Source organism: Stenotrophomonas sp. YJH_SMC_130 (assembly GCF_059369035.1).
On record NZ_JCAFSH010000001.1, the window covers coordinates 301,821 to 328,610 of the forward strand.

At 67.8% G+C, this 26,790-nt stretch carries 22 protein-coding genes and 1 pseudogene; 15 read left to right on the plus strand and 8 right to left on the minus strand.

Annotation, left to right across the window (positions count from 1 at the left end; genetic code table 11):
- Window positions 1-5: 5 nt before the first annotated feature.
- Window positions 6-2,333, plus strand: a complete 2,328-nt coding sequence (locus tag AC5P5V_RS01525) for a penicillin acylase family protein (protein ID WP_231352633.1) — start codon at window positions 6-8, stop codon at window positions 2,331-2,333.
- Between the two features lie 112 nt (window positions 2,334-2,445).
- Here the strand turns inward: AC5P5V_RS01525 and AC5P5V_RS01530 are convergent, their stop codons facing one another.
- Window positions 2,446-3,834: a cation:proton antiporter domain-containing protein gene (locus tag AC5P5V_RS01530; RefSeq protein WP_231352632.1), complete on the minus strand. Its 1,389-nt coding sequence runs from the start codon at window positions 3,832-3,834 to the stop codon at window positions 2,446-2,448.
- A gap of 101 nt (window positions 3,835-3,935) precedes the next feature.
- Window positions 3,936-5,627: an asparagine synthase B gene (gene asnB / locus AC5P5V_RS01535; RefSeq protein ID WP_072166802.1), complete on the minus strand. Its 1,692-nt coding sequence runs from the start codon at window positions 5,625-5,627 to the stop codon at window positions 3,936-3,938.
- A gap of 340 nt (window positions 5,628-5,967) precedes the next feature.
- Here asnB and AC5P5V_RS01540 point away from each other — a divergent pair.
- A pseudogene (locus AC5P5V_RS01540) lies at window positions 5,968-6,845 on the plus strand (tetratricopeptide repeat protein).
- Window positions 6,846-6,977: 132 nt separating this feature from the next.
- On the opposite strand, the gene dapE reads toward AC5P5V_RS01540, so the two are convergent.
- The 6 genes from dapE to map are packed head-to-tail and all read right to left on the minus strand — an operon-like array spanning window position 6,978 to window position 13,868.
- A complete protein-coding gene (gene dapE / locus AC5P5V_RS01545; RefSeq protein WP_134968656.1) occupies window positions 6,978-8,105 on the minus strand; it encodes a succinyl-diaminopimelate desuccinylase in 1,128 nt (375 codons plus the stop codon).
- Window positions 8,102-8,473, minus strand: coding sequence for an arsenate reductase (locus AC5P5V_RS01550; protein ID WP_172412123.1), 372 nt, complete (start codon window positions 8,471-8,473; stop codon window positions 8,102-8,104). Before AC5P5V_RS01550 ends, dapE begins: the two co-directional genes overlap by 4 nt.
- A gap of 31 nt (window positions 8,474-8,504) precedes the next feature.
- Window positions 8,505-9,371 carry a hypothetical protein gene (locus tag AC5P5V_RS01555; RefSeq protein ID WP_231352631.1) on the minus strand — a complete coding sequence of 289 codons (867 nt, stop codon included), beginning with the start codon at window positions 9,369-9,371 and terminating at the stop codon, window positions 8,505-8,507.
- Between the two features lie 2 nt (window positions 9,372-9,373).
- Window positions 9,374-10,453, minus strand: a complete 1,080-nt coding sequence (gene dapD, locus AC5P5V_RS01560) for a 2,3,4,5-tetrahydropyridine-2,6-dicarboxylate N-succinyltransferase (protein ID WP_061480189.1) — start codon at window positions 10,451-10,453, stop codon at window positions 9,374-9,376.
- Window positions 10,453-13,062 carry a [protein-PII] uridylyltransferase gene (locus tag AC5P5V_RS01565; protein WP_456043964.1) on the minus strand — a complete coding sequence of 870 codons (2,610 nt, stop codon included), beginning with the start codon at window positions 13,060-13,062 and terminating at the stop codon, window positions 10,453-10,455. Before AC5P5V_RS01565 ends, dapD begins: the two co-directional genes overlap by 1 nt.
- A 20-nt stretch (window positions 13,063-13,082) precedes the next feature.
- Window positions 13,083-13,868, minus strand: a complete 786-nt coding sequence (map, locus tag AC5P5V_RS01570) for a type I methionyl aminopeptidase (RefSeq protein ID WP_032955117.1) — start codon at window positions 13,866-13,868, stop codon at window positions 13,083-13,085.
- 230 nt (window positions 13,869-14,098) lie between these two features.
- Between map and AC5P5V_RS01575 the strand changes: the two genes are divergently transcribed.
- The 13 genes from AC5P5V_RS01575 (at window position 14,099) to AC5P5V_RS01635 (ending at window position 26,789) form a co-directional block, all read left to right on the plus strand.
- On the plus strand, window positions 14,099-14,629 hold the full coding sequence (locus AC5P5V_RS01575) for a Csu type fimbrial protein (protein ID WP_061480187.1): 531 nt from the start codon (window positions 14,099-14,101) through the stop codon (window positions 14,627-14,629).
- Window positions 14,629-15,378 carry a fimbrial biogenesis chaperone gene (locus tag AC5P5V_RS01580; RefSeq protein WP_072166808.1) on the plus strand — a complete coding sequence of 250 codons (750 nt, stop codon included), beginning with the start codon at window positions 14,629-14,631 and terminating at the stop codon, window positions 15,376-15,378. The genes AC5P5V_RS01575 and AC5P5V_RS01580 overlap by 1 nt, the downstream gene beginning before the upstream one ends.
- Before the next feature lie 7 nt (window positions 15,379-15,385).
- Window positions 15,386-17,758, plus strand: a complete 2,373-nt coding sequence (locus tag AC5P5V_RS01585; protein WP_231352629.1) for a fimbria/pilus outer membrane usher protein — start codon at window positions 15,386-15,388, stop codon at window positions 17,756-17,758.
- Window positions 17,755-18,792, plus strand: a complete 1,038-nt coding sequence (locus AC5P5V_RS01590; protein ID WP_134968332.1) for a Csu type fimbrial protein — start codon at window positions 17,755-17,757, stop codon at window positions 18,790-18,792. Before AC5P5V_RS01585 ends, AC5P5V_RS01590 begins: the two co-directional genes overlap by 4 nt.
- Window positions 18,793-18,944: 152 nt before the next feature.
- Window positions 18,945-19,163 (plus strand): hypothetical protein, encoded by a 219-nt coding sequence (locus tag AC5P5V_RS01595; RefSeq protein ID WP_061480195.1) that lies wholly within the window; start codon window positions 18,945-18,947, stop codon window positions 19,161-19,163.
- Window positions 19,163-19,861 (plus strand): fimbrial biogenesis chaperone, encoded by a 699-nt coding sequence (locus AC5P5V_RS01600; RefSeq protein ID WP_231352627.1) that lies wholly within the window; start codon window positions 19,163-19,165, stop codon window positions 19,859-19,861. Before AC5P5V_RS01595 ends, AC5P5V_RS01600 begins: the two co-directional genes overlap by 1 nt.
- Window positions 19,862-20,080: 219 nt before the next feature.
- Entirely contained in the window at window positions 20,081-20,887 is an 807-nt protein-coding gene (gene rpsB / locus AC5P5V_RS01605) for a 30S ribosomal protein S2 (protein ID WP_005408748.1), read from the plus strand.
- Between the two features lie 125 nt (window positions 20,888-21,012).
- Window positions 21,013-21,888, plus strand: coding sequence for a translation elongation factor Ts (gene tsf / locus AC5P5V_RS01610; protein ID WP_061480182.1), 876 nt, complete (start codon window positions 21,013-21,015; stop codon window positions 21,886-21,888).
- Window positions 21,889-22,147: 259 nt separating this feature from the next.
- Window positions 22,148-23,683, plus strand: coding sequence for a GGDEF domain-containing protein (locus AC5P5V_RS01615; protein WP_134968331.1), 1,536 nt, complete (start codon window positions 22,148-22,150; stop codon window positions 23,681-23,683).
- 120 nt (window positions 23,684-23,803) lie between these two features.
- The gene (pyrH, locus tag AC5P5V_RS01620) at window positions 23,804-24,532 is read left to right on the plus strand and encodes a UMP kinase (protein WP_005415854.1); all 729 of its coding nucleotides are present in this window, start codon (window positions 23,804-23,806) and stop codon (window positions 24,530-24,532) included.
- A gap of 96 nt (window positions 24,533-24,628) precedes the next feature.
- Window positions 24,629-25,183: a ribosome recycling factor gene (gene frr, locus AC5P5V_RS01625; RefSeq protein WP_061480180.1), complete on the plus strand. Its 555-nt coding sequence runs from the start codon at window positions 24,629-24,631 to the stop codon at window positions 25,181-25,183.
- A gap of 5 nt (window positions 25,184-25,188) precedes the next feature.
- Window positions 25,189-25,956, plus strand: coding sequence for a polyprenyl diphosphate synthase (gene uppS, locus AC5P5V_RS01630; RefSeq protein ID WP_049412139.1), 768 nt, complete (start codon window positions 25,189-25,191; stop codon window positions 25,954-25,956).
- Window positions 25,953-26,789: a phosphatidate cytidylyltransferase gene (locus tag AC5P5V_RS01635; protein WP_061480179.1), complete on the plus strand. Its 837-nt coding sequence runs from the start codon at window positions 25,953-25,955 to the stop codon at window positions 26,787-26,789. The genes uppS and AC5P5V_RS01635 overlap by 4 nt, the downstream gene beginning before the upstream one ends.
- Window position 26,790: the final 1 nt, after the last annotated feature.

Below are 26,790 nucleotides of genomic sequence, written 5' to 3' on the forward strand. Positions count from 1 at the left end.
GTGCGATGCGACGTACATGGCGTTGGATGCTGGGCGTAGTGATCGCCATCGTGCTGATCACCGCACTGGTCCTGTGGCTGCTGCTGCACGGCAGCCTGGCCGACCTGGACGGCGAGCATCCACTGCCGGGCCTGGCCAAGCCGGTCACCATCGAGCGCGATGCGCTGGGCGTGGTCACCATCACGGCCGGCAGCCAGACCGATGCGATGCGCGCGCTGGGCCGCGTGCATGCGCAGGAGCGCTATTTCGAGATGGACCTGATGCGCCGCAGTGCCGCTGGCGAGCTGTCGGCGCTGTTCGGGCCGAAGGCCATCGACGCCGACAAGCGCATGCGCGTGCACCGGCTGCGAGCACGCACCGAGGCGAATCTGCAGGCCGCACTGGGCGACAACGGCGCGTCCGTGCGCGCCTACGTGGATGGCGTCAACAAGGGCCTGGCCGATCTCTCCGTGCGCCCGTGGGCCTATCTGCTGCTGCGGCAGTCACCGCAGCCCTGGCAGGCCAGTGACAGCGTGCTGACCGGGCTGGCCATGTACGCCGACCTGCAGGATCCCGGCAACCAGACCGAGCTTGCGCTGAGCCGCATCCGCGCGGTGGTGCCGTCGGCGCTGTACGCACTGATCGCCCACGACGGCACTGAATGGGATGCACCGCTGTTCGGCGAACCGACCGGCAACGCCACGCTGCCCGATGCCAGCCAGCTGGACCTGCGCACGCTGAAGGGAAAGCCGGGCACCGGGCAGGAAGAAGCCGACGCCGTCGGCAGCAACAACTTCGCGGTAGGCGGTGCGCTCACCGCCGACGGCCGAGCCATTGTTGCCGACGACATGCACCTGGGCCTGCGCGCACCCAGCCTGTGGTTCCGCGTGCGCCTGCGCTACCCCGACCCGCAGGCCGCTGGCGGCCAGGTCGACGTCACCGGCTTCTCGCTGCCGGGCCTTCCGGCCGTGATCGTCGGCAGCAACGGGCACGTCGCCTGGGGTTTCACCAACAGCTACATCGACACGGCGGACTACCGCACCGAACCGGCCAATGCCGCAGTGACGGTGCATGAAGAACGGATTGCGGTGGCCGGCCGGGCGGATGTGCTGTTCCCGGTACGCGAAACCGCCTGGGGACCGATCCTGCACACGCATGCCGATGGCAGCGGCGACGCGCTGCGCTGGGTCGCCCAGCTGCCCGGTGCGGTGCGCCTGGACTTCGGTGACCTGGCCCGCGCCGGTGACCTGGACGCGGCCCTGCAGTTCGCCGACCACGCCGGCATTCCCGCACAGAACCTGGTGGTCGGCGACCGCACCGGACGCATCGCCTGGCGCCTGATCGGCGCCCGCCCGGATCGCGGTCCGGGCTGCGCGCCGGCCGGCTTCAACGCCGCCCACAACCAGGACTGCGCCCCCTGGCCGATCCGCAGCGATGCCTCGCCGGCATTGATCGATCCACCCAACCACCGCCTGTGGACCGCCAACGGCCGCGTCCTCGACGGCGAGGCACTGGCCAGCGTCGGCAACGGTGGCTATGACCTGGGAGCACGGGCGCGGCAGATCCGTGACCTGCTGGCGATCCAGGAGCGCTTCGACGAGCACGACCTGCTGGCGATCCAGCTCGACGATCGCGCGGTGTTCCTGCAGCGCTGGTGGGCCCTGCTGCACGACGTCATCGAGCGCAGTGACGACCCTGTACTGAAGCGTTTGAAGGAAGTCAGCCATCAATGGGACGGCCGTGCCTCGGCCAGCTCGGTCAGCTACCGGGTGGTGCGCGAGTTCCGTACGCAGGTGATGGCAACACTGTCCGATGCACTGCTGGCACCGGCCAATGCGCAGCTGGGCGATGACTATCTGGAGCCGCGACTGGCGCAGCTGGAAGGCGTGGCCTGGCCGATGCTGCAGCAGCGGCCGGCCAATCTGCTGCCACCGGCCTTCGACAGCTGGGATGCACTGCTGATCGACGCCGCACGCCGTACCGAAAGTGAGCTGACCAGGCAGGGACCGCTGGCCAAACGCAGCTGGGGCGAACGCAATACCGCGGCGATCTGCCATCCCATCGCACGGGCGCTGCCGGACATCGCCAAACGCTGGCTGTGCATGCCGGCCAACCGCCTGCCCGGCGACCGCGACATGCCGCGCGTGCAGACGCCGAACTTCGGCGCTTCCGAGCGCATGGTGGTTTCACCGGGCCACGAGGCGGACGGCATCGTGCACATGCCCGGCGGCCAGAGTGGGCATCCACTGTCGCCCTACTGGGGTGCCGGCCACGAAGACTGGGTGCATGGCCGGCCGACGCCGTTCCTGCCGGGCAAGGCGCAGCACACCATGACGCTGGTGCCGGCGCGCTGACGGCGGCACCCACAGCGCTGCACGCTGTAGAGCCGAGCCCATGCTCGGCTGCTTCTGGCGCGGAGCCGAGCATGGGCTCGGCTCTACAGAATGCCCGCGCGGCGCTACCGGATCAGCTTCTACGCCGCTCGATCAGGTTCAGCAGTGGCCCGGTCATCGCCGTTGTCACCAGCGCCATGATCACCAGCACCGCGAACAGCCGGTCACCGAGCAGGCCAAGTTCGTAACCCAGGTTGAGCACGATCAGCTCCATCAGGCCACGGGTGTTCATCAGTGCACCCAGCCGCCACGCCTCACGGGTGGGCATGCCGGCACTGCGTGCGGCACTGAAGGTGCCCAGCAGCTTGCCGGTCGTCGCTACCGCGATCACCACCACGCACAACAGGACATCGCTGGCCTGCAGCGTATCGGCGCGCATGCGCAGCCCGGTCATGGCGAAGAACAGCGGCAGCAGCAGCGTCACCGCGAACGGTTCGACGCGCGCCATCAGCAGCTCGCGCAACTGCACATTTGACGACACCGCCACGCCAGCCGCGAACGCACCGAACAGCGCATGGATGCCGAGCATCTCGGTGACCAGGGCACTGGCCAGCGACAGCAGCAGGATGCCGAGCAGCCAGCGTCCCTCACCACCCGGCGCGATCTGCTGGCGGGCGAACCACGGCTTCACCAGCCCCAGCATCAGCGCCACGAAGGCGACTACGCACAGCAGGTTGAGGCTGGCCGGCAGCCATCCGCTGGCCTGTGCAGCCGCCACGATCAGCGCCAGCAGGCACCACGCGGTGGCATCACCCAATGCAGCGCAGGCAATCGCGGTCTGCCCCAGTGGCGCCTGCGTGATACCGCGGTCGGCAAGGATGCGCAGCAACACAGGGAAGGCCGTGATGCTCATCGATATGCCAACGAAAAGTGCGAATGCGGTGAAGCCCACGCCCTGCGGACCGTGCTGCGGGTACAGCCAGATCGCCAGGGCGACGCCAAGCACGAACGGCACCGCGATGCCGGCATGGCTGACCGTAAAGGCAAAACGCCGGCGTCCACGCAGCCCCGCCAGGTCCAGCTCGGCACCGGCCACCAGCAGGAACATCAGCACACCCAACTGGCTGAGCATGCCCAGCGGGCCCAGCGAGCTGGGCGGGAACAGGGCTCCATGCAGCGGCGGCAACAGGCTGCCGAGCATCAATGGGCCCATCATCAGGCCGGCGGCCATTTCGCCGATCACCGCCGGCTGTCCCATGCGCTTGAGCAGCGCCCCCGCGCCCTTGGCCACCAGCAGCAGTACCAGCAGCTGCAGCAGGAACAGGCCCAGCGGCGACGCCAGATGCTGCACCCAGGTGGCTTCGGCCGTGGCCGTAGCGCGGGCAACAGCCTCGGGCGCCGCCGGCCCGGCATAACGGGCCAGCAGCACGCCAGCCAGCAGCGGGACCCCGGCCCAGGCCAGGTAGCGCCATCCCCACTTCGTCGGTGGCGCCGGGCCCCCGCTGTGTACGTCCATGAACATTCCCCAATGTGCAGGGGGGCGATCATACAAAAAGGGGACGGAGGGGATTAAGTCGTTAGTGGCACAAGCGCCCCGGCCCCCCTCCGTCCCTTTTTCGGGGCTTACGCCAGTGCCTGCTCGTGCACGCCAGCGATCGCGCGCCCCGACGGATCTGCAGCTGCGGCGAAGCTGGCATCCCAAGCGATCGCCGCCGGCGACGAGCAGGCGATGGACTTGCCACCCGGCACGGTCTCGGCGGCCGCACGGCTCGGGAAGAACTGCTCGAACAGATGACGGTAGTAGTAGGCCTCCTTGGTCTGCGGCGGGTTGTGCGGGAAGCGCTTGTCGGCCGCTGCCAGCACACGGTCGCTCACCTGAGCTTCGGCATGCGCCTTCAGCCCGTCGATCCAGCCATAGCCAACGCCATCGCTGAACTGCTCCTTCTGCCGCCACAGGATGCTGTCCGGCAGGTAGCCTTCGAACGCCTCGCGCAGCACCGCCTTCTCGATGCGGCGGCCACCAAAGCCCGCACCGACCATCTTGTGCGCGGCGTCGAAGCGCATCGCCACATCGAGAAATTCGCGATCCAGGAACGGCACACGCGGCTCCACGCCCCAGGCCATCATCGACTTGTTGGCGCGCAGGCAGTCGTAGTTGTGCAGCGCGTCGAGCTTGCGTACCAGTTCGTCGTGGAATTCACGCGCATCCGGCGCCTTGTGGAAATACAGGTAGCCACCAAAGATCTCGTCGCTGCCCTCGCCGGAAAGCACCATCTTCACCCCCATTGCCTTGATCCGCCGTGCCAGCAGGAACATCGGCGTCGATGCGCGGATGGTGGTGACGTCATAGGTTTCGATATGGCGGATCACTTCCGGCAGTGCATCAAGGCCCTCCTCGAACGTGTACTCGAAACCGTGATGCACGGTGCCCAGCGCTTCGGCGGCGATCGCTGCGGCGGCCAGATCGGGCGAGCCCTTCAAGCCGATCGCGAACGAGTGCAGGCGCGGCCACCAGGCTTCGGTCTGTCCCCCATCCTCGATGCGACGACGTGCATAGCGCGCGGCCACCGCCGCCACCAGCGACGAGTCAAGGCCACCGGACAGCAGCACGCCGTACGGCACATCGCTCATCAGCTGGCGCTCCACCGCATGCTCGAAGGCCTGGCGCAGTTCAGCCAGATCGGCCTGGCGACCCTGCACGTCAGCGTAGTCGCGCCACGGCTGCTGGTAGTAGCGCACCAGCTCACCGCTGGCACTGTCGAAATAATGGCCCGGCGGGAACTGGGCGACGTCGGCACAGGTATCGACCAGTGCCTTCATTTCCGAGGCCACTCGCAGACGTCCCTGGGCATCGTGGCCCCAGTACAGCGGCACCACGCCGACCGGGTCACGCGCCACCAGCACACGACCGGCACCACGGTCCCACAGCGCGAACGCGAAGATGCCATTGAGCTGCTCCAGCCACTGCGCCGGCGAAGCGCCCTGGCGGTACAGCGCATTGATCACTTCACAGTCCGAACCGGTCTGGAAGTCATAGGCGGTGGTCAGTGCGGCCTTCAGTTGCTGGTGGTTGTAGATCTCGCCGTTGACCGCCAGCGCCAGCTGGCCGTCGGCCGACAGCAGCGGTTGCGAGCCGCCGGCCGGGTCGACGATGGCCAGCCGCTCGTGGACCAGCAGCGCACCTTCGTCAAGATACACGCCGCTCCAGTCCGGGCCGCGGTGGCGCTGGCGCTGCGACAGTTCCAGCGCATGGCGGCGCAGGGCCGGAAGATCGTCACCGGCCTGCAGGCCGAAGATTCCGAAGATCGAACACATGGGGGAGCTCCTGTTGGGGGAATTTCACGGGTGGGAGGGTGTTCGACCGGCCATCCAGGCCCGGGTGGGGCTGCGCCCGGGCACAAAAAAACCCGCATCGACCGATGCGGGTTTTCTGGTGTCCGGGCGTGTGTTGCTGTCTATCTACCCAGGGCGCAGTCCCGCATCGGCCGCGCACGATTATTCGCGCGCAGATTATTGCGGTTGTTGTTATTGACGGCGGTGGCCAGGCGGATCGACATGGCATCGACCCTACCCCGGTTTCCGGCACGGCGCAACCGTTGCGTTGGCAACCACTCCCCGGCGCGCATAATGGCCCGCCGTGAAACGTGTAATGGAAATGCAACACCGCACTGGACGCAGCGCCGCGCTGGCCGCCCTGCCCTGTCTGGGCCTGGCCGCCTGCCAGACCCTGCTCCGGCCGTCGCCCCTGCCGCCGGCTCAGCTGCGGGGCCTGGAACAACGCGGCACCGACGGCAGCTTCGAGGGTGCCTTTGATACCGCGCAGACCTTCGAACACTTCAACGATCCGCGCGCCATCGACTACTACGAGCGCGCCGCAGCGGTCACGCCCTCGACCCTCCACAACACCAGGGCGGAAGAAGCACTGGGCAGGATCTGGATCTCCGGCACGCTGCGCCATGCCGACAGCCCCCACATCAACCCGGCACCGGTGCTGCGCGCGTCCTGGCGATGCGGTGAACGTGCCTATCTGGCGGCCGCCGACCACGGCAATCCCTATGCGTTCCACGAACTCGCCAAGGCCTATCGCCAGCAAGGCGACGCGCAACAGGCACTGCGCTGGGACCTGCGCGGAATGATCTACGAGCGCTATCCGGGTTCATCGTCACGACGGCCGGATGCGGTCGCCGCACAGGGTGACACCGTGCATCCACGGGTTGCGCAGATCCAGCGTCGCGCCGACGTGGCGATGCCGACGCACAGGTCGATCTGGGCGCGCTGCTGGAAAAGGGCGTAGGCCTGCCACGCGATCCTGCGCGTGCGCTGCAGCTGTACCAGCGCGCCGGTGCGAAGGGCAATGTGTTCGGCCAGTACTTCGCCGGGCTGCTGCTGGGCCGCGGTGCGCCGGGCGTGGAGAAGGACACCGACGCAGCGGCGCTCTGGTTCGCCGGGGCCGAAGCGCAGGACTTCTACATGGCCGCGCCGAGTTACTGGAAGAAGGCGGTCGAGCCGCCGTTCTTCCTCTTTTCGGAATAGTAGAGCCGAGCCATGCTCGGCTGCTTCTGCCGGGCAAAACCAGCCGAGCATGGCTCGGCTCTACAGGGATGCAGCCCCGGCGGGATGCGTGCCGACCAACGGTCGGCACCCACCATTCTCACCCCACCGTCCTCACACCAGCAGCCGTTCCACCAGGTTCTGGTACAGCCCGGGCAGTGCTTCCAGTTCGTCCACGCGCACGTTCTCGTCCACCTGATGGATGCTGGCGTTGACCGGCCCCACTTCGATGCACTGCGCGCCCAATGGCGCGATGAAGCGGGCATCGGACGTGCCGCCGCCAGTGCTTTCCTCCGGTGCACGGCCGATGTGCTCGGCCAGCACCGCACGCGCAGTGGCGCGCAGGGTGCCTTCCGGGGTGTAGAACGGTTCGCCGCTGCGATGCCACTTCAGCGTGTACTGCAGGGCATGCCGATCCAGCAGCGCGGTGATCTCCGCTTCCAGTTTCGGCGCATCCCAGTGCGGGTTGTAGCGGATGTTGAAATCCACTTCGAGCTCGCCGGGAATCACATTGTTGGCGCCCGTACCGGCATGGATGTTGGAGACCTGCAGGCTGGTCGGCGGGAAACTCTCGTAGCCGTCATCCCAGCGCCGTGCGCTCAACTCGGCCAGGGCGGGCGCCGCCTGGTGGATCGGGTTGTGTGCCTTCTCCGGGTACGCCACATGGCCCTGTACGCCCTGCACCCGCAGCTTGGCCGACAGGCTGCCACGACGACCCACGCGCAGCAGGTCACCGAGCGTCGCGGTCGACGACGGCTCGCCGGTGATGCACCAGTCGATGCGTTGGCCGCGCTCGGCGAACAGCCGTGCGACGTGGCGCACGCCATCGATGGCATCGCCCTCCTCGTCGCTGGTCAGCAGCACCGCCAGCGTGCCGGGGTGATCGGGATGCGCGGCAACGAACTGCTCGGCCGCCACCACGAACGCCGCCACGCTGCCCTTCATGTCGGCGGTGCCGCGACCATACAGCACGCCATCACGGATCGTCGGCGTGAAAGGATCGCTGGTCCAGGCCTCGCGCGGCCCCGTCGGCACCACATCGGTATGGCCCAGCAACACCAGTACCGGCGCGCCCTGGCCATGGGTCGCCCACAGGTTGTCGACCTCGCCCAGCCGCAGGTGATCGCACTGGAACCCGGCCTGCTTCAAGCGTGCCGCCAGCAGTGCCTGGCAGCCGGCATCATCGGGCGTCACCGAGGGCCGTGCGATCAGCTCGCAGGTCAGGTCGAGGACCGCGCTCACGCGTCACCCACGCCGAAGCGGGCCTTGAAGCCATTGTCACTGAAACCCTGGCTGACCGTGCCGTCGGCGGTGACCACCAGCGGGCGCTTGATCAGCTGCGGGTACTCGCGCAGCAGCAGCTTCCATTCGGCCTCGGAATCGGCGGCCTTGCGGTTGTCCGGCAGCTGCCGCCAGGTGGTGGAGGACCTGTTGACCATCGCGGCCAGGCCACCCAGCTGCTCAGCCCACGCCAGCAGTGTTTCCGGGCTGGGCTTGTTGTCGCGGTAGTCAACGAAGGTGTACGGCACGCCGAAGCGGTCCAGCCACTTGGTCGCCTTCTTGCAGGTATCGCAGTTCTTCAAACCGTAGACAGTGGTGCTCATGGCCATCTGTGATGCTGGAAAACAGAGGCCCAGAATCTCACAACAGGCGCTCGGACACGACCCGGAACGGTACCCTTGGCAGCCGGAAGGCCATCCCCTCGTGCAGCGCCACGTCCATCGCCTGCAGGCGCGGGCACTGCAGTTCGCCTTCCAGCTGCAGCGGCTGCAGGCTGTCGACATCCACCGGCAGCGCGATGCGGGTGCTGGCCCAGCGCCGGTCACAGGTGCGCGCAACGGCCTCATCCTGGCAGGTCAGGAAGCGCAGCAGGGCCTGATGGCCACCGAAGGCCCCCCGCCACGCCCCGTCCTCCCAGCCCGCAGCGGCCCGCCACTGCAGGTGCAGGGCAGGCGCACTGCCCTGCCCGCCTTCGATCAGGGTGTGCCCATCGCCATCGGCGCGCACCACATGCTCGAAGCGCGTGGACAGGTGGGGCTGCATGGCATCGCTGAAAGCGCGCGCGCCGGCGACGAAGGCCAGCTGGTCCATCACGTTGCGATCGAACAGCACCACCGGGGCCCCGCCTGGATCATCGTCACGGCGCAGGTACCAGCGCCAGTTGCTCTGCCTTGGCGACGGCATCAAGCAGCGCAACGGTCCCGCCAGCACCGGCCCGAAATGGCCATGGCGATAGCTGAGAACGGTGTAAGGCGTGCGTCCAGCATGGACCACGTAGTGATGGCCAGGTGGCACTGGCGGGGCATGGCGCACATCGACCCACCAGCTCGCGTAGATCACGTCGCGCACGTCGCTGGCCAGCACCGGCATCGGCCAGCGCCGCGACAGTGCCCGGCGCAACCGGGTCCAGCGCGGAGCGTGCAGCAGGCGCGGCAGCATCCGTCCGAGCGCGTTGTCGGACGGATGCAGGTAGATCGCGGACTGCGCCAGGTCCTCCGGCGCACTCACCTTCAGTCGGCCAGGCCGCGCAGCAGGTCGTTGACGCTGGTCTTGCTGCGGGTCTTGGCATCAACCTGCTTGACGATCACCGCGCAGTACAGCGAGTGGGTGCCGTCCTTGCTCGGCAGCGAGCCGGACACCACCACGCTGTACGGCGGGATGTAGCCGTAGCTGATCTCGCCGGTGGCGCGGTTGTAGATGCGGGTGCTCTGGCTGAGGAACACGCCCATGCCGATCACGCTGTGGTGGCCGACCACCACGCCTTCCACCACTTCCGAACGCGCACCGATGAAACAGTGGTCCTCGATGATGGTCGGGCTGGCCTGCAGCGGCTCCAGTACGCCGCCGATGCCGGCGCCGCCGGACAGGTGGCAGTGCTGGCCGATCTGCGCGCAGGAACCGACGGTGGCCCAGGTGTCGACCATGGTGCCTTCGCCGACGTAGGCGCCGATGTTGGTGAAGCTCGGCATCAACACTACGTCCTTGCCGAAGTACGTGCCGCGGCGGGCGATCGCACCGGGCACCACGCGCACGCCGCCACGGCGGAACTTCGCTTCGTCATAGCCGGCGAAGCGCGATTCGACCTTGTCCCAGAACGGTGCCGGTCGTGCATCGACCACCGCCATGTCGTTGACGCGGAAATACAGCAGCACGGCCTTCTTCAGCCACTCGTTGACCTTCCAGCCGCCCTGGCCGTCCGGCTCGGCGACGCGGAATTCACCGCTCTCGAGACCGTCGATCACGCGGTTGACCAGCGGCCTGGTCGAGCCTTCCAGCTCATGCAGGGTCAAGGTGGCGCGGCGCTCGAAGGCGCTCTCGATGCCGAACCTGAGTTCTTCCACGCCGGGTGCCGACGGCTTGCGCAGCGACTTGCGGGCGATGGTTTCGGCGCGGACGGCTTCGGCGCTCTTGGCCGGGGCCGGCTTCTTCACAGCACGCTTGACCGCAGCCGTTTTCTTCGCCGGGGCCTTCACCGCAGCGGCCTTCTTCGGCGCAGTGGCCTTCTTTGCGGCCGGTGCGGCTGCAGCAGGTTTCCGGGCCGCTGCGCTCTTCGGGGTCGCGGCGGTCTTCTTGGCGGGCTTGGTGGCCATCAGGCGGGGTCTCCGGCGTTTCGATCAGGGTCCAGGCAGGCCAGCATTGCGTCATGCAGCTGCTGCCGGGCAGGTTCAGTCAGGGGGAGGTCGTGTTCGTCACTGATCACGAAGGTGTCTTCGGCGCGCTCGCCGAACGTGGCAATGCGCGCATCATGCACGCGCAGGCCCTGGTTGCGCAGCACGAACGCCACATCGGCCAGCAGGCCGGGACGGTCGGGAGCGACCAGGGCAAAACGGGTTGCGCCCGGTTCATCGCGGAACTCGATGCGCGGGGCGAAGCGGAAGTGCCGCAGTTGCCGAGGTACCACACGGCGCGACGGCCGCAGGCGCGACAGGTCACCACTGAGTGCCTCGCGCAGCGCCGCCTCCAGGTTGGCGCTGCTGCCATCGGCAAACGTGTCGGCCGGGTTCACTTCGAAGGTATCGAAGATGGTATCGGCCGGACCGTCCAGCACGCGTGCGCGGTGAATGCCATAGCCCTTGCGGTCCAGGGTCATCACGATCGCGGCGAACAGGCCGTCGCGGTCGGGCGAGTGCACGAACACTTCCAGCGCCGGGTCATCCACACTGATCCGGCGCACCTTCACCAGCGCCTGGCCCTGCTTCACCGGTACCAGCGCGGCTGCCTGCCAGGCCAGCTGCTCGGGGCGCAGACGAATGAAGCCCTCATCCGGCATCACCGCGAACTGGCGATCGATGGTGGCGTCGTCGTAACCCTGCTCGCGCACCAGTGCGCGCACGCTGTCACGTGCCTCGGCCACGCGTTCGGCGGCCGGTACCGGATGCTCCAGCCCCTCGCGCAGCGCGCGCCGGGTGGCGAAGTACAGGTCGGCCAGCAGGCGGTCCTTCCAGGCATTCCACAGCTTCGGGCTGGTGCCGGCGATGTCGGCACAGGTCAGCAGGTACAGGTAGTCCAGGCGGTCGCGGCTGCCGACCAGGGTGGCGAAGCGATGGATCACCACCGGATCGGCGATGTCCTGCTTCTGCGCGGTCACCGACATGCGCAGATGCTGTTCGACCAGCCATGCCACCAGCTCGGTATCGGTGCCACTGAGCGCATGCGCCTGGCAGAACGCACGCGCGTCCACCGCACCCAGCTCCGAGTGGTCGCCGCCGCGGCCCTTGGCGATGTCATGGAACAGGCCGGCCAGCAGCAGCAGTTCCGGCTTGCGCAGGCGGGGCCACACTTCGTGCGCGATCGAGAAGCGCTCGTCGGCACGGCTGCTGGCGAACAGGCCGATGTTGCGCAGGACCATCAGCGTGTGCTGGTCGACCGTATAGACATGGAACAGGTCGAACTGCATGCGCCCGCTGACCTGGGCAAACGCGGGGATCCACTGGCCAAGCACGCCCAGCCGCGCCATGCGCGAAAGCGTGTCGACCGGGCGCTGGCCGCGCAGCAGGGACAGGAACTGCTCGCGTGCATCGGCATCGGCCTGGTCGTAGGCCGGCAACAACGGCAGTGCTTCGGCCAGCGCGCGCGCAGTCAGCGAATGCAGGCCTCGCACCTGTGGATTGTTGGCCCAGCTGGAAAACAGGGCGAACACCTGGCCGATGTCACCGCGCGGCCAGTCGGCCTCGTTCGCGGCCAGGTAGCCGCGGCGCAGGGAGAAGCCTACGGTCAGCGGTTCCGGCTGGGCCTCGCCATCGAACTGCTCCTCGAAGCGCTGCAGCAGGCGGTCGCTGATCCGGCGCACCACCAGTGCGGCGCGGTAGAAGCCCTGCATCATTTTCTCGACACCGAGATTCTCGGCATCGTCTTCGAAGCCCAGGCGCGCGGCCAGGGTCTTCTGGTAATCGAAGCGCAACCGTTCTTCCGGGCGGCGCGCGACCAGGTGCAGGCCGAAGCGCAGCCGCGCCAGCACCGCACGCTCGCGCTTCAGCGCAGCCGCTTCGTCGGCGCCCAGGTGGCCCAGGCCGACCAGCGCTTCCAGGTCGCGTACGCCGAAGGCGCGCAGCGCCATCCAGCCCAGCGTGTTGAGATCGCGCAGGCCGCCGGGACCATCCTTGAGATCCGGTTCCAGGTTGTCGGCAGTGTCGCCGAAGCGCTGGTGGCGGTTGCGCAGCTCTTCCAGCTTGGCCAGGAAGAAGGCACGCGCCGGCCACAGCTCGCGGTCGTCGATGGCCTCGCGCAGCGCACGGCGCGCTGCATCATCAGCCAGGATCGGACGCGCCTCGATCAGCGCGGTCAGCACGGTCTGGTCAGCCGCCGCCTCGCGGCACTGCAATGCAGAACGCACCGCATGGCTGACCGCCAATCCGCAGTCCCACAGCAGCGCGAACAGGCGTGCCAATGCCGCTTCATGCGCCCGTTGTGCGGGCGGGTCGCCGAACACCAGCAGGTCGATGTCCGAACGCGGAAACAGTTCACCCCGGCCATAGCCACCGACCGCGAACAGCGACAGGCCGCTGTCGGCCGGCAGGCAACGCTGCCAGGCCAGGCGGATCAGATGGTCGGCCGCGCGCGCCCGCAGCGCCAGCAGGCGCTCAATGTTGTCGCCCTGGTCGAAGCGGCGATACAGGCGCGCGTCGGCCTGCTGCAGCGCCTGGCGCGCGGCAGCAGCCCAGTCCGGGTCGTTGAGCGACGCGGCCGGCGTGTCCAGCAGCGAACTCGCCGGCAGCATCGTCAGGAAACCTGCGACTCGCCCGGCGACAGCGTCAGCACGTCGACGCCGGTCTCGGTGACCGCGACCATGTGCTCCCACTGCGCCGACAGCTTGCGGTCCTTGGTCACCACGGTCCAGCCATCCGGCAGCACCTTGTTGTAGCGGGTGCCCTCGTTGATCATCGGTTCGATGGTGAAGGTCATGCCCGGCTGCAGCACCAGGCCCTGGCCCGGGCGGCCGTAATGCACCACCTGCGGCTCATCGTGGTAGACCTTGCCGATGCCGTGGCCGCAGTACTCGCGCACCACGCTGAAACGCTCGCCTTCGGCATAGCTCTGGATGGCATGGCCGATGTCGCCCAGGGTGGCGCCCGGGCGCACCGCGCGGATGCCGCGCCACATGGCTTCGTAGGTGGTTTCCACCAGGCGGCGGGCCATCACCGACGGGGTGCCGACGAAGTACATGCGGCTGGTGTCGCCGTGCCAGCCATCCTTGATGACGGTGACGTCGATGTTGATGATGTCGCCATCCTTGAGCACCTTCCCTTCGCTGGGGATGCCATGGCAGATGACGTTATTGACCGAGGTGCACACGGTCTTCGGGAAGCCGCGGTAGCCGACGTTGGCCGGAATCGCGCCCTGCACGTTCACGATGTGGTCGTGGCAGATGCGGTCCAGTTCCTCGGTGGTGACACCGGGCTTGACGTGGGGGGTGACGATGTCGAGCACTTCGCTGGCCAGGCGGCCGGCGATGCGCATCATCTCGATTTCCTGCGGGGTTTTCAGATTCACGCTCATGGCACCCATTATCGCCGATCCGGCCGCAATCTGAACGAACGCCACCCAACTGCCGATCCGGGTCATGCACGGTTCCGGCAAGGAAAGTGAAAGCGTGATGGTCTCCGCTCTTTCGTCTGCCTAATTATCACGGATTACAGACACTTACGCCTCCTAAGCTGGATCCACCGTCGTCAAAGCGGCACCGAACGTGCCGTCTTCGCCTTGTTCAACGGACCTTCGGGTCAGGGAGGTTGTTCATGCGATCCCCAGTTCGATCCCCGCTGGCATGGGCCGTGGCCGGGTTCCTGCTGTCCAGCCCGGCACTGGCCGCCGATACCACCACCTTCAATGTCACCCTGGTGGTCACCAAGGCCTGCACCATCACCGCGGCGGCGGCCACCAACGTGGACTTCGGCACCGCGGCCTCGACCACCGCCACGCCCACCCTGGGCCAGGGCACGGTGACCGCGCAGTGCTCGGCACTGACCCCGTACACGATTTCGCTGAATGCGGGCGCCAATGCCGGCACCGCCAACGACGTCACCACCCGCCGGATGAAGAACACCAACGCCGCGGTGACCGCCAACAACTATGTCGGCTACCAGCTCTACCAGGATGCCGCACACACCCTGGTCTGGGGTGCCACAACCGGCACCAACACCCAGGCCGGCATCGGCACAGGCCTGGCCGTGCCCTACATCGTCTACGGCCAGATCCTGAACCTGAGCACCAACAACCCGGCCGCCGGTAGCTACCTGGATACGGTTACCGCCACGATCACCTATTGATGGAGCACGCCCGCATGGCCGGATCCCGCCCGTGGCGCGCCACCGGCGTGGCGCTGCTCGCCCTGTACCTGCTTGCCATCGCGGCCGCCGGCGCCACCAGCCTGCAGGTGGCCCCGACCAGCCTGCAGCTGGAAGCCCGCCAGCGTGCCGGCGAATTGTGGCTGACCAACAGCGGCACCTCACCGGTGAAGCTGCAGGTACGCGTGTTCCGCTGGGTGCAGCAGGACGGCCAGGAACAGCTGCTGCCCACCGATGCGTTGATGGCCACTCCGCCAATGCAGGAACTGGCCGCCGGACAGCAGCAGCTGGTGCGGGTCATGCGTGCGGACAAGGAACCGCCAGCGGCACAGCAACATTACCGCCTGATCGTTGACGAGGTGCCCGACCTGGCCATCCGCGCGGGTGGCATGCAGTTCGTCCTGCGCTATTCGATCCCGGTGTTCGTGCAGCCCTCGGCCGGCACGCTGGCGCCGCAGCTGCAGGCCCGGCTGGTAAAGCTGGCGGACGGCCGCAACGGCGTCGAAGTAGCCAATTCGGGCAACAGTTACGCTCAGATCGCCGATCTCGCGCTGGGCAGCGCCACGCGCCCACGCATCGTCCATCCTGGACTGCTGGGCTACGTACTGCCCGGTCAGGTGATGCGCTGGCCGATCGAACGCACGGCGATCGACCGCGACAACGACCAGATCACGGCCAAGCTCAATGGCGAGTCGGAACAGACGCCACTGTCGCCCCCACCGGCTCGCTGAGGCGTTGATGGGCGCGTTGCTGGCTGCCCTGGCTCCCGCGGCGACCGAGGCCGCCGATGTGTCCGGCGTGGCCACGGCGGCTGATGTATCCGGCGTGTCGGCCGATGCGATCCTGCCCGCCCCCACCCCACTGACCGCCAGCCAGACGCTGTACCTGGATGTGTCGCTCAACAGCACGCCGCGCGGCCTGCTGCCGTTCACCGAGAACCGTGGCCGGCTGCAGGCCAGCCCCGAAGTGCTGCGCCAGCTCGGCTTCAACGCCAGCGGCGATGCACCGGTCTACCTGGACCAGATCAGCGGTGCGGTGGTGCGCTACGACGCCCACATGCAGACCCTGGCGCTGGACGTGCCGCTGGACCAGCTGACACTGCCGACCACCGTGCTCAGCCGCCCGCAGACGCGCGCCCCCACCAGCAGCGCCTCGCCCGGCGTGCTGCTCAACTACAACGTCTACGGCAGCCGGGTGGACACGCTCGGCAACCTCAGCCTGAGCTCGGAGCTGCGCGTATTCGGCGTCGGCAATGGCACTTTCGAGAACACCGCCATCAGCCGCCGCTACCAGCAACCCGGCGACCGCCATTGGCGCGGCGAGAGCGTGCGCCTGGACACGCGCTGGAGCCTGGATTTCCCCGATAGCGCAACGACCCTGGAGATCGGCGATTTCTACAGCGGGTTCGTCGACTGGACCCGCCCCGTGCGCCTGGGTGGCCTGCAGATCGGCCGCAACTATGGCCTGCAGCCCTACCGCGTGCTGACGCCCACGCCGAGTTTCCTCGGCCAGGCCGTGGTGCCCTCCACTGTCGAGCTGTATGTCGATGGCCTGCGCCAGTACAGCGGGCAGGTGCCGATCGGTCCCTTCCAGCTCGCAGCACAGCCCGGCATCAGCGGCACCGGCAACGCGCAGGTGGTGGTGACCGACGCATTCGGCCGCATGCAGACGCTGGACTTCAGCTTCTACGGCACCCAGCAGCTGCTGGCCAAGGGCCTGTCGGACTGGTCGGTCGGCGTCGGCCACCTGCGCCGGGATTTCGGCGAGCGCTCCTTCGCCTATGACGATCGCACGGTGGCCAGCGCCAGCTGGCGCGGCGGTGTCACCGACACGTTCACCGGCGAGGCGCATGCCGAAGGCGGCGGCGGCCTGGCCCAGGGCGGCATTGGCGGCTGGTGGTTGCTCGGCGCCGCCGGCGTGTTCAATGCCGCCTATGCGCACAGTGACTACCACGGCCTGCAGGGTGGGCAATGGGCGCTGGGCTACAGCTGGAACAACCGTCGCTTCAACGTCAATCTGCGCAGCGTGCGCAGCCACGGCGACTACCGCGACCTGGGCGCGCTGCAGGGCAACCTGCCACCAAGCATCAGCGAGCAGGCCACGGTCGGCCTGGACCTGCTGCGGCTGGGCACGCTCAGCGCCAGCTATCTGCGCCTGCGCTACCCCGACGGCGACGACAATCGCTATGCCAGCCTGTTCTGGTCGCGCACCTGGAGCCAACGCTGGTCGGCCTACCTGTCAGTGAACCAGAACCTCGACCGCAGCGATGACCGCAGCATCTACCTGTCGATGACTGCCAGCCTGGGCAACAATCGCCAGGCCAGCCTCTCCAGCCAGCGCAACGGCGACAGCCAGAGCTGGGTCGCGGACGTGACCCAGCCGGTGCCCGGCGATGGCAGCGCCGGCGGCGTCGGCTGGCGCGCGCAGCTGCGCCACGGCGAGGACGGCAACGGCGGCCTGGCCGAGGTCGGCATCCTCAACGATGTCGGCCGCTATTCTTTCGGTGCCTCGCGCCAGGGCGGGCTCAACCATGCCTACGCCAGTGCCAGCGGCAGCCTGGTGTGGATGGGCGGGCACGCCTTCGCCACGCGCGAGGTATCCGATGCGTTCGCGGTGATCAGCACCAGTGGCGTCGGCGGCGTCCCGGTACGGCTGGAGAACCGCCTGATCGGTGTCACCGACGATCGCGGCCTGCTGCTGGTCAGTCCGTTGCTGTCCTGGCAGCGCAACCGGGTCTCGATCGACACCCTGGACCTGCCCGAAGACATGCGTGCCGACCGCATCGAGGACTGGGTCACGCCGCGCCAGCGCGCCGGCACCCGCGTGACCTTCCAGCTGCGTTCGCGGTCGTCACTGAGCCTGACCCTGCTGGCGATGGACGGCCAGCCTCTGGAGGTGGGCAGCGAGGTGCAGCTGCCTGACGGTCGCCAGGCCACGGTCGGCTACGACGGCCTGCTCTATCTGGAAGACGTCGCCGCCGGCAGCGTGCTGTACGTCACCACCAGCCATGGCCCGTGCCGGGTGAAGGTACCGGACCCGCCCAAGGTGGTGGCGTCCGGTGCCCGCCCGAAGCCGGCACCGCAGCAGTGCATTCCGGAGGTGGCGCCATGAAGGTGCTGCTGCTCGTCCTGCTGCTGTGGGCCGGCCTGCTGGCAGCGGCGCCGGCCGGTGCCACCGCGGTCTGCACGGCGGTCGCCAATCCGACCCTGCCGTTCGGCAACATCAACAGCAATGCACCCGGCCCGAGCACGGCCAACCTCAACATCACGGTGACCTGCACCACCGCCGCGCTGAGCCTGCTGGCCACCACCGGCGTGCGCGTCTGCGTGGGCATCGGCGCAGGCAGTGGCGGCGGCAGCAGTTCCACGTTCCGCACGATGGCCACCTCCACCGGCGACACGATGAATTTCCAGCTATATAACAACGCCAGCTTCGGCCAGGTCACTGGCCTGGTCCCGCGCGGCACGCCGCCAGCGCAGGAGCTGACCATGAGCTACAACGTACCGCTGCTGACCGGCGGCAGTGGTGCGCAGACTGTGCAGCTGTTCGGTCAGATTCCGGCCAACCAGGTCCTGGCCTCCGGCGCGTACAGCAGCACCTTCAGCGGCGCCAGCGTGGTGCTGACCTGGGCCTGGAACGAAGTCCTGCTCGGCACCGCCACCGTTCCCGCCACCTGCAACGGCGGCGCCACCGGTACCAACAGCGCGAGCGCGGCCTTCAGTTTCACCGCCACCGCCAACGTGCTGCCGCAGTGCGGCAGCTACGTCACCACCAACATGAATTTCGGCAACGTCACCGGCGGCATCCCGGCCAACATCGACCAGACCGCCACCCTGACCCTGACCTGCCTGAAGAACACCGCCTTCCAGGTCGGCCTGAACAACGGCCAGAACAATCCCGCCGCCACCACCACCCGGCGCATGGCCACCACCATCGGCAGCGGCACCTACTACCTGCCCTACGAGCTGTACCGGGATCCGGCACGAAGCCAGCGCTGGGGCAACACCCTGACGGTCGACACGGCCAGCAGCACCGGCACCGGAAGCGCACAGCAGCTGACCATCTACGGCCGGGTACCGCCGGTCACCGGCCAGCCCCCGGCCGGCACCTACAACGACCTGGTGACGGTGACGATCACCTACTGACCTGCGTACCGACCAACGGTCGGCACCCACCGGACGAAGGCCGTGCCGAGCGCGGGCTCGGCGCTACAGTTGCGGCGCATCCGGCCGATACCGCGCAGCGAGTCTTTCAGCACGGTGGGTGGCAGGTGGTTCGCGCATTTCTGATCGGGGCGATGCTGGTCGCCAGCACGCCGGCCCGCGCCGAACCGCGCAGCAGCACGCTGCAGATCCGGCTGACCGTGGTCGAATCCTGCAGCGACGATGCCGGCGCTCCCCGTTGCGCGGCGCCACACCAGCGCAGTGACGCCCCCAAGGTGCCGCCCCAGGTCCGCGACCTCGCACCACCGGCGACAGACGACAGCGCAATGCCCTCCGTGACCCTCATCTACTGATGCGCGCGCTGCTGATCCTGCTTGGACTGCTGCTGGCGCAGCCCTCGGCGGCGCTGGAGCTGTTGCCGACCACCCTGCAGCTACCCGCCGAAGGCGGCCGCGCCGAACTATGGCTGCGCAATCCGGGGCCCGGCCGCTGGCAGGGCCAGGTGCAGGTGCTGGCCTGGGAGCAGCAACTGGACGCCGAACGACTGCAGCCCAGCGACCGGATCCGGGTCAGCCCCGCGCGGCTGGACCTGGCCCCTGGCAGCACCCAGCGCGTCTGGCTGCTGCCAGGCGGTCCGCCAGCATCGGTGGGTGAACAGGCCTATCGGATCGTACTGGCGCCGGCCTTGCCGGGATTGCCCCGCTACTCGCTGCCGTTGTTCCGCGGCCCAGCGGCGCCAGCGCTGCAGGCCCGGCTGCAGGCCCGCGTCGAGGCACATGGGCCTCAGGCCATGCTGCGACTCAGCAATTCCAGTACGCTGCATGGCCGCCTGCACGATCTGCGGTTCACAGCGGCCGACGGCCAATCGTCGCTGCTGGTGGCCGGGCTGGCCGGCTACATCCTCGCAGGCCATGAACGCCGCTGGCCCCTGCCTGCCCGCCCCGATGGCTATGTGGGCGGCCACTTCCGGGCCCGCCTGCAGGACGGCCGCGAGGTCGATCTGGCCGCATCTGACCCTGCCATTGCAGCGGACGCCCCCAGCGGGCTATAATCGACCGGATTCCTGCCGCCTGCGTGCGCGGGAGCCCGTCCACACCGGACGTCACCGGTGAATCCACACCTGCTGCCCCCATCCGTGCCGGGGTGCTCCGCAAGGAGTTCGGCCACGGAGGCAACAGGGAAGCCCAACCCCGGAACCGATCGCGCTTCCACGCGTCCCGCATACCTATCCCGCGGGCGGAATCGCTGGTTCCATATCAGGAGTATTGCAATGCCCCAGGTCACCATGCGTCAGATGCTGGAAGCCGGCGTCCACTTCGGCCACCAGACCCGCTACTGGAACCCGAAGATGGCTCCGTACATCTTCGGCGCCCGCGGCAAGATCCACATCATCAACCTGGAAAAGACCGTCCCGCTGTTCAACGATGCGATGAACTTCATCTCGTCGGTTGCCCAGAAGCGCGGCACCGTCCTGTTCCTGGGCACCAAGCGCAGCGCCCGCGAAACCATCAAGGAAGAAGCCGAGCGTTGCGGCATGCCGTTCATGAACCAGCGTTGGCTGGGCGGCACCCTGACCAACTTCCGTACCGTCAAGCAGTCGGTTGCCCGCCTGAAGGAACTGGAAGCCGGTGAAACCGACGGCACCTTCGAGAAGCTGGTCAAGCACGAAGTGCTGGGCCTGCGTCGCGAGCGCGACAAGCTGGAAGCCTCGCTGGGCGGCATCAAGGACATGAACCGTCTGCCGGACGCCATCTTCGTGATCGACATCGGCCACGAAGACATCGCGATCAAGGAAGCCAAGAAGCTGGGCATTCCGGTCATCGCCGTGGTCGACACCAACTACAACCCGGAACTGGTGGACTACGCCATCCCGGGCAACGACGACGCCATCCGCGCTGTGCAGCTGTACGCCCGCGCCGCTGCCGACGCCGTGCTGGAAGGCAAGGCCGCTGCGCCGCACGCCGCTTCGGTGCGCGAGGAAGAGTTCGCGGAAGCCGCTGCTGAAGGCGAAGAGAAGCCGGCCCGCCGCGCTCCGGCCAAGAAGGCTGCCAAGAAGGGCGACGACGCCCAGGCCTGATCCAGGCCCCGGGTGGACGCCCGGCGTCCACCCTCCCTGCACGCAGCCCCTGGCGCGTGACAGGACCGTGTCACACGGGCCGGCCACCATGCCGGCCCAACCCCTTTCTTTCGTGAGGTAATCCCGTGGAAATCACTGCTTCCCTGGTCAAGGAACTGCGCGAGCGCACCGGCGCCGGCATGATGGAATGCAAGAAGGCGCTTACCGAAGCCAACGGCGACATCAACGCCGCTGCTGAAGCCATGCGCAAGTCCGGCGCTGCCAAGGCCGACAAGAAGGCTGACCGCGTGGCCGCCGAAGGCCGTCTGGGCCTGGCCCAGGACGGCGGCAAGGCCGTGCTGGTCGAAGTCAACTCGGAAACCGACTTCGTCGCCAACGACGACAACTTCAAGACCTTCGTCAACGCCGTCGCCGCTGCCGCCCTGGCATCGGGCGCCAACGACGTCGAAGCCGTGAAGGCCGCCACGCTGGCCGACGGCCGCACCGTTGAAGAAGCCCGCGCCACCGCCGTGCAGACCCTGGGCGAGAACATCCAGATCCGCCGCATGGTCAAGGTCGACACCACCGGCAACATCGGTGCCTACGTCCACACCAACGGCAAGGTTGGCGTGCTGGTCGACCTGATCGGCGGCGACGTCGAGCTGGCCCGTGGCCTGGCGATGCACGTGGCCGCGCTGAAGCCGCCGCACAACAAGGCTGCGGACGTTCCGGCCGAGTTCGTTGAAAAGGAAAAGGAAATCGAGCTGGCCAAGATGACCGAGAAGGACAAGGCCAAGCCGGCCGACATCCTGGAAAAGATCATCAGCGGCAAGATCAACAAGATCGTCAGCGACGTGACCCTGTACGGCCAGACCTACGTGCTGGGCGACACCACCGTCGAGCAGGTGGTCAAGGCCGCTGGTGCGGACGTGGCAGGCTTCAAGCTGCTGATCGTCGGCGAAGGCATCGAAAAGGTGGTGGAAGACTACGCCGCCGAAGTTGCCAAGGCGATGCAGGTCTGATTCCAGCCCTCCGGCTGTGAAGCGACCAGAAGGAGCCGCGGGAAACCGCGGCTCTTTTTTTATGCATGGGCCCAGGGATTAACCCATGGCCCATCGGTGGGTGCGCACCGTCGGTGCGCACAACCGGCACCTTTGCGTTGCGCTCGAATCAAGCCGATACTCAGTCGCAGGGAATCCTCAGTCACTTAGCAGGAACGAAAATCGCGGACTGTGATGCATTCCTAGGTATTCTTGTCCCAATGGAATTGAACGACCCGACATGCCTCCCGAGCTGACAGCTGCCCTGGCGCTCTGCCGCAACCTGCCTTCGCCACCCGGTATTGCCCTGCGCATCATCGAACTGGCTCAGGACCCGGAAGCGGACATCGCCACCGCCGCCGACATCATCGCCATCGACATGGCGCTGAGCGCTCGCATGCTGCGCATCGCCAATTCGCCGCTGTATGCCAGCCGCCGCCGCATCGAGAACCTCGGCCAGGCGCTGACCATGCTGGGCCTGAACGCCACGATCAGCCTCGCCCTCGGCTTCACCGTCACCCAGGGCCTGACCGGCGGTGGCGCCGATCATGACCTGCGCCAGCGCGCGTGGAAGCGCAGCATCCTCAGTGCCCTGGCCGCCAGCCAACTGGGCCAGGCGCGCGGCCTGCGCCGGCTGGAGGAGCTGATGCTGGCCGGACTGCTGCAGGACCTGGGCGTGCTGTGCCTGGCCCAGGCCGAGTCGGAGCGCTACCTGCCACTGCTGCGCGAGGCACGCGACAACATCGACCTGGTTTCCCGCGAGCGCGAGGCGCTGGGCTGCAGCCACGCCGACGTCGGCGCCTGGGTGGCCGAGCAATGGGGCCTGCCACGTTACCTGGTGGAGAGCATCAGCCACAGCGAGGACGAGGACGCCGCCGAATCGCCATTCCAGGTCTGCGTGCAACTGTCCGGCGCAGTGGCCGACATCTGGCTGGATAACGATGCCGATGCCGCGCGCGAGCGCGCACTGCAGCAGGTGCACGACCGCCTGGAGCTGGACAGCGCGCGCTTCGACCAGGTGCTGGCCCGCATCAGCGAGGCCTTGCCCGACATCGCCAGCCTGTTCGATGCCAGCCTCAATTCGCCGGCGCGGGTACGCGAGCTGATCGATCACGCGCAGGAACTGGCCACGCTGCGCAACCTGCGCGAACTGCAGGATGCCGACCAGGCACGCCGCCGTGCCGACGAATTCGAGGCGCGCGCCAAGCGCCTGGCCGACCAGGCCCATCGTGATGCATTGACAGGCGTGCTCAACCGCCGCCAGCTGGAAGCGGTGCTGGAGGAGGAATTCCTGCGTGCCGGCCGCCAGGGCTGGCCACTGTCGGTGGCCTTCATCGACCTGGACGACTTCAAGAAGATCAACGACGCCCACGGCCACCTGACCGGCGACGAGGTGCTGCGCGCCTTCGCCGGCAAGCTGCAGGGCCAGTTGCGCAACAGCGACACCGTGGCCCGCTTCGGCGGCGAGGAGTTCGTCGCGCTGCTGCCCAACACCAGCGAAAGCGTGGCCCTGGACGTGATCCGCCGGGTGCTGGCCAACATCGTCGCCACGCCGATGGCCGAGCTGGAGGGTGGTCCGCTGTTCGTCACCTTCTCCGCCGGCGTGGCCACCCAAGGCGGCTACGAGCGCTTCGCCGACGTCCAGGACCTGCTGCGCGCGGCCGACGACGTGCTGTACCGCTCCAAGAACCTGGGCCGCAACCGGGTGATCGCCCGCTCGCCGGGGGCGCTGGGCCATGACGAGCTGTCGGCCACGGCCAGCGCCGAACTGGGCTGAACGGGACGCCCCGGCCGACCGGGCGAACCACCGGATTCTGCGCCGCAGTGCACAAAACACTTTGGCACAACGCCGCATGCGCGTAGAATCGCCCGCGATTTCCACGCACCCGAGGTCCCCATGTCCAAGCTCGCCTATCGCCGCATCCTTCTGAAACTGTCCGGGGAGGCGCTGATGGGAGACGAGGACTACGGCATCGACCCGAAGATCATCAATCGCCTCGCCCGTGAGGTCATCGAAGCCCAGCAGGCCGGTGCCGAGGTCGCGCTGGTGATCGGAGGTGGCAACATCTTCCGCGGCGCCGGTCTGGCCGCCGGCGGCATGGACCGCGTAACCGGCGACCAGATGGGCATGCTGGCCACCGTCATCAACGCCCTGGCCATGCAGGACGCCCTCGAGAAGCTGGGTGCCAAGGCCCGGGTGATGAGCGCGATCAAGATCAACGACGTGTGCGAGGACTACATCCGCCGCCGCGCCATCCGCCACCTGGAAAAGGGCCGCCTGGTGATCTTCGCTGCCGGCGTCGGCAGCCCGTTCTTCACCACCGACTCCGGCGCCGCGCTGCGCGCGATCGAGATCGGCGCTGACCTGCTGCTGAAGGCCACCAAGGTCGATGGCGTGTACGACAAGGACCCGAACAAGCACAGCGATGCGGTCCGCTTCGACAGCCTGAGCTACGACGAAGTGATCCGCCGCGGCCTGGAAGTGATGGACACGGCGGCCTTCGCTCTGGCCCGCGACAGCGACCTGCCGATGCGCGTGTTCGACATGGGCCAGCCGGGCGAACTGCTGAAGATCCTCAACGGCGCGAACATCGGCACCCTGGTCCAGGGCCGCGACCCGGCCTGAGCCTGAGCGCAAAGCGACAACCGGGCCGATTCAGGCCCGGCAGCGTCCCGTATTCGCCTATAATCGCCCGATTCCAGATACATCCAGGACCGGGCGATGCTCAACGACATCAAGAACAACGCGCAGACGCGCATGGCCAAGAGCATTGACGCTCTGAAGCACACCCTCACCTCCATCCGGACCGGCCGTGCCACCCCGGCCCTGCTGGACCGCGTGACGGTCAGCGCCTATGGCAACGCCAGCACCCCGCTGAACCAGGTCGCGTCGATCTCCAACGCCGACGCCCACTCGCTGCTGGTCACCCCGTTCGACAAAGGCATGATCAAGGAGATCGAAAAGGGTCTCTACAACGCCGAGTTCACTCCGAACACGCTGGGCACCGCGATCCGCATCAACATGCCGCCGCCGACCGAAGAGCGCCGCAAGGAGCTGGTCAAGCAGGTGCAGAAGGAAGGGGAAGGCGCCAAGATCGCGATCCGCAACATCCGTCAGGACGCGAACAAGGAAATCGCCAAGCTGGTCAAGGACAAGGCGATCAGCGAAGACGAGAAGAAGCGCGGCGAAGACGACATCCAGAAGCTGACCGACGCCAACATCAAGGACGTCGACAAGGTCGTTTCCGACAAGGAAAAAGAACTGCTGTCGGTCTGAAGTCGATGCCTTCAGTCCCGCCTCCGTTGCCTGCCTCCCTGCCCCGCCACATTGCCATCATCATGGATGGCAATGGGCGTTGGGCACAGCAGCGCCGTCGCCCCCGCGTGATCGGCCACCGTGCCGGCGCGCGCGCGGTCAACCGCACCATCGAGCGCTGCCTTGAACTGGGCATTCCGGCGCTGACCCTGTTCGCCTTCTCCAGCGAGAACTGGGGCCGGCCGCAGGAGGAAGTGGACGCGCTGATGAAGCTGTTCCTCGGTGCACTCGACCGCGAAGTGGACGAGCTGCACCGGCGTGGCGTGCGCGTGCGCTTCATCGGCGAACGCGAGCGCTTCGGCGCCGGGCTGGTCAGCCGCATGCAGCTGGCCGAGCAGCGCACCGCCGACAACACCACCCTGACCCTGTCGATCGCCGCCAGCTACGGTGGCCGCCAGGACATCGCCCGCGCCGCGCGCGCCCTGGCCGTCGAAGTGGCGGCCGGTCGCCTTCTGCCCGAGCAGATCGATGAATCGCTGCTGGGCAGCCAGGTGGCCCTGGCCGACCTGCCGCCTCCGGACCTGTTCATCCGCACCGGCGGCGACACCCGCATCAGCAACTTCCTGCTGTGGCAGCTCGCCTATACCGAACTGTGGTTCACCGAGGCCCTGTGGCCGGACTTCGACGCCGGGCAGCTGCAGCAGGCGCTCGACGCCTATGCCGGTCGCGAGCGTCGTTTCGGCCTGACCAGCGCCCAGATTGCCGCACTGGCCACCGAGACTTCCAGCCCATGACCAAGACCCGAGTCCTTGCCGCGCTGATCATGGCGCCGCTAGCCATTGCGGCGATCCTGCTGCTGCCTACGCAATGGCTGGCCGCCGCCGCCGCCGCCGTGCTGCTGATCGGCCTGTGGGAATGGCTGAAGCTGGCCGGTATCGAAGACACCCTGGCGCGCACTGTGCTGCTGGTGCTGAACCTGCTGCTGATGGTGCTGCTGGTCTGGGCCGATGGCAGCACCCTGGTCCTGTTCCAGATAACCACGCTGGCCGGCGTTGCCTGGTGGCTGGCCGCGCTGGTCTGGTTGCGCTTCTTCAACTTCGGTGCGCAGCCGTCGGCACCCTCGCGGATCCTGAAGATGCTGGCCGGTACCCTGGCCATCGTGCCGGCGTGGGCCGCGCTGGTGCTGATCCATGCCGGCGGCGATCCGCCGGGCCAGCAGGGCCACCTGTGGCTGCTGGCTGCGCTGGCGCTGGTGTGGGCGGCCGACTCGGGCGCCTATTTCGCTGGCCGCCATTTCGGCAAGCACAAGCTGGCGCCGCGGATCAGCCCCAACAAGACCTGGGAAGGCCTGTTCGGCGGCCTGCTGGCCGGTGTCGCCGTGGCCCTCGGCCTGGGCTGGCTGGCTGGCATCGATGCCGCACACCTGCCCGGCCTGTTGATCACCGCGGTGGTGGCGGTGTTCGCCTCGGTCCTGGGCGACCTGTTCGAGAGCCTGATCAAGCGCCATGCAGGCGCCAAGGACTCGGGCCACCTGATCCCAGGCCACGGTGGCGTGCTCGACCGAGTCGACGGCGTCCTCGCCGCCGTGCCGGTGTTCGCGCTGGGCAAGGAAATCTTCGGGTTCTGAC